Here is a 12,182-nt window from a genome sequence, read left to right on the forward strand (position 1 = left end):
TCTATTATTTTTTGGAAGGAAAAAGCGTAGGAAAATACCTACGCCTTTGATCCTACTTCGTTAACATACGAGAAATTACGAGCCTTTGAATCTCTTGTGTTCCTTCATATATCTGTGTAATCTTTGCATCTCGCATGTATCGCTCTACTGGATAATCTTTCGTATAACCGTAACCACCAAATACTTGTACCGCTTCCGTCGTCACCTTCATCGCTGCATCACCTGCAAATACTTTTGACATCGCTGACTCTTTCCCATACGGAAGCCCTTCTGATTCAAGCCAAGCCGCTTGGTATGTTAGAAGGCGCGCCGCCTCCACATCCGTTGCCATATCTGCTAGTTTAAAACCAATCCCTTGCTGCGCCGCAATTGGTTTCCCAAACTGGTGACGCTCCCTTGCATATTCTACGGAAGCATCTAAAGCTCCTTGTGCAATACCAACCGCTTGCGCCGCAATACCGTTACGGCCGCCATCTAATGTTTGCATCGCTATCTTAAACCCTTGCCCTTCTTCCCCCAGTAAATTTTCTACAGGAATGCGGCAATCTTCGAACATAATTTCAGTTGTTGGTGAAGAGCGAATCCCTAACTTGCTTTCCTTCTTCCCAACTGAAAATCCTGGTGTATCACTTTCTACTATAAATGCACTCGTGCCACGCTGCTTCGATTCAGGATCAGTTAATGCGAAAACAATATAAATATCAGCAATACCACCATTAGTGATAAATATTTTTGATCCATTTAATACATAATGGTCTCCATCTCTTTTGGCGATCGTCTTCATTCCACCAGCATCCGATCCAGACCCTGGCTCCGTTAAGCCGTACGCACCAATTTTCTTTCCTTCAGCCATCGGTCGTAAAAATGTTTGCTTTTGCTCTTCTGTTCCAAATTTAAAAATTGGCCAACCAGCAAGCGAAGTATGTGCAGACAATGTTACACCTGTAGAAGCACATACACGCGATAATTCTTCAATAGCAATTACATACGCTAAGTAATCGCTTCCAATTCCGCCGTATTCTTCAGGCCATGGAATACCAGTTAAACCAAGCTCGGCCATTTGATCAAATATTGCACGATCAAATCTCTCTTCTTCATCACGCTCAGCTGCCGTCGGTGCTACTTCATTCTTAGCAAAGTCTCGAACCATTTTTCTTACCATTTCATGTTCTTCTGATAGTTTAAAATGCATGCCCGTCTCCCCCTTGTGCTTTTATAAAGCTCGGCTAATAACAAGTTTCTGTATTTCGCTCGTTCCTTCATATATTTGCGTGATTTTCGCATCACGGAAAAATCTTTCTACTGGATAGTCCTTCGTATAACCGTATCCCCCAAATACTTGCACCGCTTCAATCGCAACTTCAACAGCTGTTTTAGAAGCGAATAATTTCGCAATAGATGCTTCCTTACCACATGGTAATCCTTGCGCTCTTAGCGATGCCGCCCTATATACGAGTAATCGCGCCGCTTCTACACTAGTTGCCATATCTGCAAGTTTGAAGCCAATCCCTTGCTGCGCCGCAATTGGCTTTCCGAATTGCTCACGTTCTTTCGCATAATCAATCGCACATGCAAGCGCCGCTTCAGCAATCCCTAATGCTTGCGCCCCAATCCCAATTCTTCCAACATCTAAATTCGCCATTGCTACCTTAAATCCTTGTCCTTCTTCACCAAGTAAATTCTCAGCCGGTACCTTCATATCCTCGAACGTAAGTTGTACAGTGCGAGAACCGAGCAGTCCCATTTTATGCTCATCTTTACCGATAATTAAGCCTGGTGTATCTTTCTCTACTATGAATGCAGAAATCCCACTCTTTCCTGCCTCTGGATTTGTAGAAGCGAATACAATATATGTACTTGCTTCACCACCATTTGTAATGAACACCTTCGATCCATTAATAATGTAATGATCGCCTTTCTTCACAGCTCTTGATTTCAAACTTCCTGCATCCGATCCTGCATTTGGTTCTGTTAATGCAAATGCACCTAAATATTCACCAGTCGCAAGTTTAGAAACGTATTTCTCTTTCTGTTCTTCTGTTCCGAAATATAAAATCGGGTTCATTCCAACTGACGTATGTACAGCTAAAATTACACCAACCGTTGCGCTTACCTTTGAAATTTCTTCAATTGCTAAAATGTAAGAAATAAAATCCATTTCTGCCCCGCCGTATTTTGCAGGCGCTGGAATTCCCATTAATCCAAGCTCACCCATCTTCTGCAAAATCTCTTTTGGAAACACCCCTTGTTCCATACTAGGAACAAAGGGAGCTATTTCCTTCTGCGCAAAATCTCGAACCATTTTCCTCATCATTTGTTGCTCTTCATTAAAACGAAAGTTCATATACCCCGCCTCCATTTGCTATATATCCTTTTAACAATTTGGTAAGACCACTATTTTGTAACAAAGGGTAATTTATTCGTAAACGTAGAAACCACGACCTGTTTTACGTCCTAACCATCCTGCATTTACGTACTTACGCAGTAATGGACATGGACGATATTTACTATCACCTAAACCTTCATGCAACACTTCCATAATATATAAACACGTGTCTAAACCGATAAAATCAGCGAGCGTTAAAGGACCCATCGGGTGATTCATACCAAGTTTCATTACTTCATCAATCGCTTCTTTCGTCGCTACACCTTCATATAACGTATAAATTGCTTCGTTAATCATCGGTAATAAAATACGATTCGATACAAATCCTGGGAAATCATTTACTTCAACTGGTACTTTGCCAATTTTCTTCGTAATATCTTCAATTGTTTCGTATACCGCATCATCTGTAGCCAAACCACGAATAATTTCAACAAGTTTCATAACCGGAACCGGATTCATAAAGTGCATACCGATTACTTTTTCCGGACGTTTCGTTACCGCGGCAATTTCTGTAATTGGCAAAGATGACGTATTTGTCGCTAAAATTGCGTGTTCTGGAGCAATTTCATCTAAATTCGCAAAGATTTTCTTTTTAATATCCATTTTCTCGACAGCTGCTTCGATAATAAGATCCGCTTCCTTCACACAATCTAAATCAAGCGTTACTGCAAGACGGTTTAATGTCGCTTCCTTTTCTTCTTCCTTCATGCGCCCCTTTTCTACTTGGCGTGCTAAGTTTTTCGTAATAATAGCCAATCCTCTATCTAATTGCTCCTGTTTTAAATCTTGTACCTTCACATCGTATCCTGCCATTGCACATACTTGCGCAATTCCTGATCCCATTTGTCCTGCACCAATTACAACAATTTTTTGTACACCCATTTCTTCTTCCCCCTTAATTTTTAATAAACTATATATCTTCTAATCTTAATTAGTGAACTTCAATCATCACTGCATCGCCTTGACCGCCACCACTACAAATCGAAGCAATTCCAATTCCACCGCCGCGTTGCTTAAGTGCATGGATTAGTGTAACGATAATGCGCGCTCCGCTTGCTCCAATCGGATGCCCCATCGCCACTGCGCCGCCATTTACATTCAATTTTTCTGGGTCAATTCCCGCAATCTCTGTACTTGCAATTGCTACTGCTGCAAATGCTTCATTAATCTCGAATAAATCGATGTCTTCAATTGTCTTGCCTGTTTTTTCAAGCAATGCGTTAATTGCATAACCTGGCGTCCTCGGGAAATCTTTAGACTCCACTGCAATTGCTGTATGTGCCAAAATTGTCGCTAACGGCTTTCTTCCTTCTTGCTTCGCTCTATCTTCGCTCATTAATACAAGTGCAGCGCCACCATCGTTTAGCCCTGGTGCATTACCAGCTGTTACCGTCGCTGTCTTATCAAATACAGGTTTTAATTTTGCTAACTTTTCAATTGTTGTATCCGCGCGTGGCGCCTCATCCTTTGCAACGACAATAGGATCCCCTTTTCTTTGCGGAATCGTTACTGGCACGATTTCCTCTTCAAAGCGTCCTTCTTTATGTGCTGAAACCGCACGCTGATGGCTACGATATGCCCATTCATCTTGCGCTTCGCGGGAAATCCCATCTTCCTTCGCAACTTCTCCGCCATAAACACCCATGTGTATACCTGAAAATGCGCATGTTAAACCGTCAGCAACGTTTAAATCAATGACTTCGTTGTTACCCATTCTGTATCCCCATCTTGCTCCTCGTAAAATGTAAGGACTGTTACTCATCGACTCCATACCGCCAGCTACAATTAGTGATTGATCGCCAGTACGAATAATTTGATCCGCTAAAGTCACCGCACGAAGCCCTGATGCACAAACTTTATTGACAGTTTCCGTCTGCACTTCCCAAGGGATTCCAGCAGCCCGTGCTGCTTGGCGCGATGGAATTTGCCCCTGCCCACCTTGAATAACCGTTCCGAATATAACTTCCTCAACATCACTAGCTGAAACATTTGCTCTTTCAAGCGCCGCTTTAATTGCAATCCCTCCAAGTTCTGTTGCTTTTACATCTTTTAAAGATCCTCCAAATTTTCCAACCGGTGTTCTTGCTGCACTTAAAATAACTGTTTTACTCATGTTTCTTTCCCCCATTTCTTTTTTTAGCACCGAGCGCTCGCTCGGCATTGTTACGCTGAGAAGAGGTGCAATGATTGCACCTCCCTCTAAAGTTGTATTCATGCTTGCAGATTACATTGCTTCTTTCTTCTGTCCGATAACAGAGCGTTCTAAAATCTCTGTTACATCAAGCGTTTGAACCTTCTCTTCTACTTCTTTCGCTTTCGTCCCATCACTAATCATCGTTAAACAATATGGACAACCTGTACCGATAATAGATGGTTGCACAGCTAACGCTTGTTCTGTACGAGCAACGTTAATACGAGAACCTGTTGTTTCCTCCATCCACATTAAGCCACCGCCTGCTCCACAGCACATTCCCGTTTCACGGTTACGTGCCATTTCTACAAGATTCACACCAGGAATCGCTTTCAAAATGTCACGCGGGGCTTCGTATACTTCGTTGTATCTTCCTAAGTAACAGGAATCATGGTACGTAACTGTTTCCTCAATAGCGTGAACCGGTTTTAAGCGTCCTTCTTTCACCCACTGAGCTAACAGTTCTGTATGATGATAGACTTCTGCTTGCAAGCCAAAGTCTGGATACTCATTTTTAAATGTGTTATAAGCATGAGGGTCAATCGTAACGATTTTCTTCACTCCTGCTTTTTCAAATTCCTCGATATTTTTTGTCGCCATCTCTTGGAAGACGAATTCATTTCCTAGGCGGCGCGGTGTATCTCCAGAGTTCTTCTCTTTATTACCGAGAATCGCAAATGAAATGCCTGCTTCGTTCATCAACTTCGCAAACGATATCGCAATCTTCTGACTACGGTTATCGTATGATCCCATTGAACCAACCCAGAATAAATATTCGAACTCCTCGCCAGCTTTCGATTTTTCTTTTACAGTTGGAACCGTTACTTCATCATCACCTTGGCGCCAAGTTTCACGCTCTTTACGGTTTAGACCCCACGGATTCCCTTGACGCTCGATGTTTGTCATCGCACGTTGCGCTTCCGCATCCATCTTTCCTTCTGTTAAAACGAGATAGCGGCGTAAATCAATAATTTTATCAACGTGCTCATTCATAACCGGACACTGATCCTCACAGTTACGACACGTTGTACAAGCCCAAATCTCTTCTTCTGTAATAACATCCCCGATTAAACTTGGATCGTAAGCGAGTGTTGCAGCCGCTGATTCTTGTTGCCCTTTCCCAGCTGCCATCATCGCTAACTGATTTCCTTGTGTATTATTAAAAGCAACTACTGGAACCCAAGGCGCTTTTGATGTTACTGCTGCTCCTTTGTCAGTTAAATGATCGCGAAGTTTTAAAATTAAATCCATCGGCGATAACATTTTCCCTGTTCCTGTCGCCGGACACATATTTGTACAACGACCACACTCTACGCAAGCGTATAAGTCAATAAGCTGATTTTGTCTAAAGTCTTCAATTTTACCAACACCAAATGTTTCTTGTGTTTCATCTTCAAAGTCAATCTTTTCAAGTTTCCCTGGATTTGAAAGACGACCGAAGAAAACGTTAGCTGGTCCAGCAATTAAATGCGCGTGTTTTGATTGTGGAACATAAACTAAAAACGTTAACAAAATTAGTAAATGCACCCACCAAGAGAAATAGAACACAGAAATGGCTGCGGTTTCATTTATCCCTGAGAAAACGTAAGCGATTGCAGAAGCGATTGGCTCACTCCATGAAAGCTCCTCGCCATGCCATATAATTCCCATTCCATTACCCAGTAGCACAGAAATCATTAAGCCACCAATAAAGATAAGAACAAGACCTGATTTGAAATTACGTTTTAAACGAACTAGCTTCTCAACATAACGTCGATGAAAAGCCCAAAAGACTGCAATTAAAATAACAAGTGTGACAATTTCCTGGAAGAATGTAAATGCAGGGTATAGTGGTCCAAGTGGAAGATGTGAGCCTGGTGCGAGTCCTTTCCAAACGAAGTCAATTGCTCCAAATTGGACAAGAATAAATCCGTAAAAGAACATAACGTGAATAATGCCGCTCTTTTTATCTTTCAGCAGCTTTTTCTGACCGAAAACATTGACCTTAAGGAGATCCCAACGCTCTTTAAAACGACGGTCAAATTCAATCTTTTTTCCTAACTGTATGTAGGCCATCCTCGTTCGTATAAGATACACAAACAAATATCCCGCATAAGCAATAACAGCAATGGCAGCCAGCCAATTCATGATCAGTAAGCTATTCATTTTTATGCTACCCCTCTCTTTGTAAGCCCTCTTTCTTTTTTAGAATCTTCAAAAACATATAATTTTCTGAATTTTATCCCCTACCTTCATTATATAATGAGTGAGCATTCAGTCAACAGTTTTTTGTTATACAACAACATATTTTTTCATAAAGCTGTTTATTTCGGTGAAACTATAAAGTGAAACTTTAATCATTAGAAGTTATTTACTCCCTACTAATTATTAGCCCACAAATAACCGGATAAAATGAAGGTTTGATTTATAAAAAACAAATGGTGAAAAGACCGTGAAGGAGGGAATTTACTCATGTTCTTCTTATCTCTCTTATTAATAGGCAGCACTCTCTGGATTGTAATTGATCTTTCTTATGGGAGAATTGTTCATTTAAGGCGTGTACGTTCTCGTTCTTTCCCTTTACGTCAAAGTGATTTTCACCTTTATACATACGGAAAAGATTTGTATGACGCTCTATTTACTGATATAAAACAGGCGAAACACCATGTGCACGTTTTGTTCTTCATTGTAAAAAACGATAAAATCAGCCGGGAATTTTTAAAGTTACTTATTGACAAGGCAAAGGAAGGAATTGAAGTAAGACTTTTACTCGATAGATTGGGAAGCCATCATTTATCAAACGAAGCCGTTCGCTCCCTACAAAAACATGGTGTCTCTTTTTCATTTTGTCACAAAGTAAAGTTTCCTTTTCCTTTCTTTTCTGCAAATCAAAGAAACCATAGAAAAATTACAGTTATCGACGGGAAAATTGGTTACATTGGGGGATTTAATATTGGTGAAGAGTATTTGGGACATAATGAGCGGTTAGGATTATGGAGGGACTATCATTTACGTCTTACAGGCGAAGGAGTACAAGATTTACAAAAGCAATTTTTACATGACTGGTTTGATGATACAAACCAAAATTTATTGGACGCTTCTCTTTATTTTCCGAAACAGCAACCCGGTACTATCGAACATCAATTTATTCCAACTGATGGTGCCTATTTACAACATACTTTTTTACATTTAATTGAAGGTGCAAAAAAGGAACTCTTTATCGGTACACCCTATTTCATTCCTGGAAGAAAAATTATGAACGCATTATTAGAAGCACGAAAACGCGGGGTTCAAATCACGATTCTCGTTCCAGAAAAAGCGGATCATGCCCTTGTTCGAGAAGCAAAATTCCCGTATTGCCGAAAGTTAATTCAAGCTGGATGTAATATTTACGCATTTCAACAAGGTTTTTTTCACGCTAAAGTTATTATAGTTGATGACTATATCTGTGATATCGGAACTGCAAACTTTGATATGAGAAGTTTATATATTAACCATGAAATCAACTGCCTTTTATATGATGAACATTTTATACAAACAGTAAAAAATAAATTCCACGAAGATCTAGAAAATGCGTCATTACTTTCCTTGAAAGATGTTAGTCCGAATTCTCTCATTAATAGAGGCAAAGAATGGATAGGAACAATACTTGCTTTCTTCCTATAGGAAAGATAATGCATAAAGGAGATGTATTCATTATGATTATGCGTTTCGGATATGTCTCACATGCAATGGCACTCTGGGACTGTTCTCCGGCTAAAACGATGACATTTACAAGCTTTCAAAAGCTTAGTAAACAAGAACGAGAAGATAAATTATACGATGTTACGCGGCAAAATCTTGAGCATACAATACGTATTCTTCATTACAATATAGCGCATGAAATTCCATTATATCGCTTATCTTCTTCCATCGTCCCACTTGCAACACATCCCGAAGTCGAGTTTGATTACATCGGATTGTTCACACCGCTTTGGCGTACAATTGGGGCATTAATTAAAGAACATAATTTACGAGTAAGTTTTCACCCAAATCAATTTACGCTATTTACAAGTGATAAGCCACACATTACAACTAACGCTATTACAGATATGACTTATCACTATAAAGTATTAGATGCAATAGGAATTGCAGATTCTTCTTATATTAACATCCATGTAGGTGGGGCCTACGGAAATAAAGAAAAAGCGGTTGAGCGTTTCCATGAAAACATAAAAAAACTTCCTGCACATATAAAGAGGCAAATGACACTTGAAAATGATGATAAAACATATACAACAGCTGAAACGTTATCTATTTGCCAAAAAGAAAAGATCCCATTCGTATTTGATTATCACCATCACATGGCAAATCTTTGCGAAGAACCGTTAGAAGAGTTACTTCCTGCAATTTTTGAAACTTGGTCACATACAAATATCGTTCCTAAAGTTCACATTTCCTCTCCTAAATCAAAAAAAGAATTTAGGGCTCACGCGGAATATATTGATTTAGAGTTTATTAAACCTTTCTTACACGTTGCAAAAAAAATCAATCATAATTTCGATATTATGATTGAAAGTAAACAGAAAGATTTAGCGATGCTGCAATTCATACATGAATTATCCTCTATAAGAGGAGTAAAAAGAATAAGTAGCTCAACATTACAATGGTAAATTGTAATGTTGAGCTATTTTTTTCAAAAAAAGTAATTTTTTTAGTAAAAAACACCCTATTTTATATGCTATGATTGGAATTAGCATTTTCCACCTGTGATTCAACTTTATTGAAACGGAGTCATAATATGATTAATCAAAAAAAATACGTACACTTTGTCATAATGTACATAATTATATTTTCTCTTTGGATATTTCTTATCCCTAAGAACTTGAATATAAAAGAAATTGGAATTCTCTTCTTATTTTGTTTCGCAACACTCTTTTCTTGCTATTGCCTATATAAAGCAATTAAGAAAATGAAGCGCGGTGACAAATTATTTTGGGTTTTGGTACTATGCACTTGCCTATGTGGATTGACAATGGAGATAACTCTATTTCTTCATTCACTTTCTATATATGACCAAGTCATATTCTCATATAAGGCATTGCCCTTTTTTATCGTACAATATATTTTGCTCTTTTCTGGCTTTGCTATAAAGTTCATAAAACATTACTCTATTAGAGGACTAGCTCAATTTTCATTCGATAGCATCTTTATCGTTATTATGAATATTTATTTTACCTTAACTTTTATTTTGGACATTTCAAGCTTTCGTATGTTAACAATAGATACCTGGGTTTTAATTGGATATTTTATTGCACAATCATTAGTCATTTACGCCGTAATTAGTCTATATAGAAGAGAAGAATATTCTTCTAGCAGAATTTCATTAATTATCGGCTTTACTATTATACTCGTGTACGGATATATACACCTGTTTCAATTAAACGCAGGGATAAAACCTTCTTCTGAAGTCTCTTACTTAATACATACTGCTTCGATTTTATTAATTGGTTTGTCATCCATACTATATATTTTAGATAAACCAATACAGCATGAAACGAAAACAAAATATTATCGGTTTGATTATGTGCGCTTTATATTACCTTATTTTAGTATAATCATTACTTTTTCTTTTATTATCTTTCAACCTTGGGATGATAAGTTCATGTTGATCGGTCTAGTATTATCTCTTATCTTATTATTCTTACGACAACTTTATATGTGGAAAGATAATCAGGCACTAATCGATACATACGAGCAGTTGACTACACAACTAGAAGATAAAGTAGAAGAAGGTGCATCTGCGTTATCAAAGAGTGAACAACGTTATAAATCTTTATTCGAAGATCACCCGGATGCTGTTTTCTCTTTAAATATGTATGGTATTTTCCAGCAGTCTAATACAGCTTGCGAAAGCTTATTTACTGCGTACTATTGTGAAGTAGAAAGCTATTCCCTTTTACACTTTATTGACTCAAAAGACCATGATTTACTAAAGAAAGCTTTACAACTAACGAAAGAAGGTAGACCACAAACTTTAGAAGTTCGCACAAAGGAAAAAGAAGGTTACTACTATTACCTTCACATTACACTCATCCCTACTTTCATAAACAAGGAAGTTGTCGGGATGTTTGGCATAGCACGTGATATTACAACTTTATATGAAAAACAAAAACAAGTAGAACATTTAGCCTTTCATGATGCACTTACTGGACTACCAAATCGCCGTAAGTTTGAAAAAGATTTAAAAAACATTTTAAATACCGCTCAGGCTAGCGCAAATGATGTTGCCGTCATGTTTCTTGATTTAGATCGATTCAAAAAAATTAACGATAGACTCGGTCATGACGTCGGAGACTTGTTATTAATTGAAGTAGCAAAACGATTACGCAGTTGCCTACGTTCAAAAGATGTCGTTGCTCGCCAAGGCGGAGATGAGTTTACAATTCTATTACCAGATATGTACTCAGAAAAAAGTGCGGCCTTTATAGCTGAACAGATTTTAACCATTTTAAACAAACCATTCTTCATTAAAGATGAAGAACTGTCTATTACGCCAAGTATCGGAATTGCAATGTACCCTGATTGTGGAACAGATGTAACAGCATTAATGAAAAATGCTGATATGGCTATGTATCGCGCGAAAGCAAATGGAAAAAATCGATTTGTTTTCTTCTCAAAAGAAATGAGTATCGCTCAAAATGAGAGTAACTTCTTAGAAGGAGAACTTTCAAAAGCATTACAACAAAATGAATTTTTCCTTGAATACCAGCCACAAGTAAGCACAAAAACAAAACAAGTTATTGGTTTTGAAGCATTAATTCGTTGGAAACATCCAAAGCTCGGTATCGTATCCCCAGCCCAATTTATCCCTCTAGCAGAGGAAACTGGATTCATTATTGAACTTGGAAATTGGATTTTACGTACTGCTTGCTTAGAAGCGAAAAGATGGCATAATCAAGGTTTCTCTCACTTAAAAGTCGGTGTGAATTTATCTGTAGTTCAATTTAATCATGCAGATTTAATCCCAACTATTTCAAAAGTTTTAGAAGAAACAGAGTTAAAACCAGAAGCACTAGATATCGAAATTACAGAAAGTATCGCCATTAACCAAAATCAATCTGTAGTTGCAAAACTAGAACAACTTCAAAATCTCGGTATTCAAATTTCAATTGATGACTTTGGAACTGGTTATAGTTCTTTAGCTTATTTAACAAAATATCCAATTAATACATTAAAAATTGCTCGAGAATTTATTTGCGGAATTACAACTAGTCCTTTAGAGGAAGCGATTATTTCTTCCATTATTACACTATCAAAAGAACTAAATTTAGAAGTTATCGCAGAAGGTGTAGAGACCGAAGAACAATGGAAGTTTTTATATGAGCAAAACTGTGACCACATTCAAGGATTCTTTATTAGCAAGCCCGTTTCTAGTAAAGACGTTTGGAGGTTACTCCACAAAAAAACAACCGTCTAAGTAAGACGGTTGTTTTTTTTAATATTCAAAAGGTAGGTCCGAAGCTAATTGTACCTCTTGATCATTATGAGAAATTACTTGGCTTTTCTCTAAAGCTGTATCTGTTAATGAAATACCCCATGCCATTGCTAACGTTAATAAACTACCAATAAGTAATTTTTTCATAT

At 38.0% G+C, this 12,182-nt stretch carries 9 protein-coding genes; 3 read left to right on the top strand and 6 right to left on the bottom strand.

The window, feature by feature from the left end:
- Positions 1 to 52 precede the first annotated feature (52 nt).
- The 5 genes from acdA to MR147_RS14000 form a co-directional block, all read right to left on the bottom strand.
- Positions 53 to 1,192, bottom strand: coding sequence for an acyl-CoA dehydrogenase AcdA (acdA, locus tag MR147_RS13980; RefSeq protein WP_242304426.1), 1,140 nt, complete (start codon positions 1,190 to 1,192; stop codon positions 53 to 55).
- Positions 1,193 to 1,213: 21 nt separating this feature from the next.
- Positions 1,214 to 2,344 (bottom strand): acyl-CoA dehydrogenase, encoded by a 1,131-nt coding sequence (locus MR147_RS13985; protein WP_001011168.1) that lies wholly within the window; start codon positions 2,342 to 2,344, stop codon positions 1,214 to 1,216.
- Between the two features lie 72 nt (positions 2,345 to 2,416).
- Positions 2,417 to 3,268: a 3-hydroxybutyryl-CoA dehydrogenase gene (locus tag MR147_RS13990; RefSeq protein ID WP_074608085.1), complete on the bottom strand. Its 852-nt coding sequence runs from the start codon at positions 3,266 to 3,268 to the stop codon at positions 2,417 to 2,419.
- 49 nt (positions 3,269 to 3,317) lie between these two features.
- Complete coding sequence (locus tag MR147_RS13995; protein WP_139302787.1) at positions 3,318 to 4,601, bottom strand: acetyl-CoA C-acetyltransferase; 1,284 nt, start codon at positions 4,599 to 4,601, stop codon at positions 3,318 to 3,320.
- Between the two features lie 9 nt (positions 4,602 to 4,610).
- Positions 4,611 to 6,722 carry a (Fe-S)-binding protein gene (locus MR147_RS14000; RefSeq protein WP_001086787.1) on the bottom strand — a complete coding sequence of 704 codons (2,112 nt, stop codon included), beginning with the start codon at positions 6,720 to 6,722 and terminating at the stop codon, positions 4,611 to 4,613.
- A gap of 306 nt (positions 6,723 to 7,028) precedes the next feature.
- On the opposite strand from MR147_RS14000, the gene cls reads away from it, so the two are divergent.
- The 3 genes from cls (at position 7,029) to MR147_RS14015 (ending at position 12,015) form a co-directional block, all read left to right on the top strand.
- The gene (cls, locus tag MR147_RS14005) at positions 7,029 to 8,222 is read left to right on the top strand and encodes a cardiolipin synthase (protein WP_074608083.1); all 1,194 of its coding nucleotides are present in this window, start codon (positions 7,029 to 7,031) and stop codon (positions 8,220 to 8,222) included.
- Positions 8,223 to 8,254: 32 nt separating this feature from the next.
- Positions 8,255 to 9,208, top strand: a complete 954-nt coding sequence (uvsE, locus tag MR147_RS14010) for a UV DNA damage repair endonuclease UvsE (RefSeq protein WP_000605892.1) — start codon at positions 8,255 to 8,257, stop codon at positions 9,206 to 9,208.
- A gap of 128 nt (positions 9,209 to 9,336) precedes the next feature.
- Positions 9,337 to 12,015, top strand: a complete 2,679-nt coding sequence (locus tag MR147_RS14015; protein WP_074608079.1) for a DUF4084 domain-containing protein — start codon at positions 9,337 to 9,339, stop codon at positions 12,013 to 12,015.
- Positions 12,016 to 12,033: 18 nt separating this feature from the next.
- On the opposite strand, the gene papR is transcribed toward MR147_RS14015, so the two are convergent.
- Positions 12,034 to 12,180, bottom strand: coding sequence for a quorum-sensing peptide PapR (gene papR, locus MR147_RS14020; protein WP_000734741.1), 147 nt, complete (start codon positions 12,178 to 12,180; stop codon positions 12,034 to 12,036).
- Positions 12,181 to 12,182: the final 2 nt, after the last annotated feature.

Origin of the sequence: Bacillus cereus group sp. BfR-BA-01350 (assembly GCF_022663775.1) — a bacterium.
Classification (GTDB): Bacteria; Bacillota; Bacilli; order Bacillales; family Bacillaceae_G; genus Bacillus_A; species Bacillus_A paranthracis.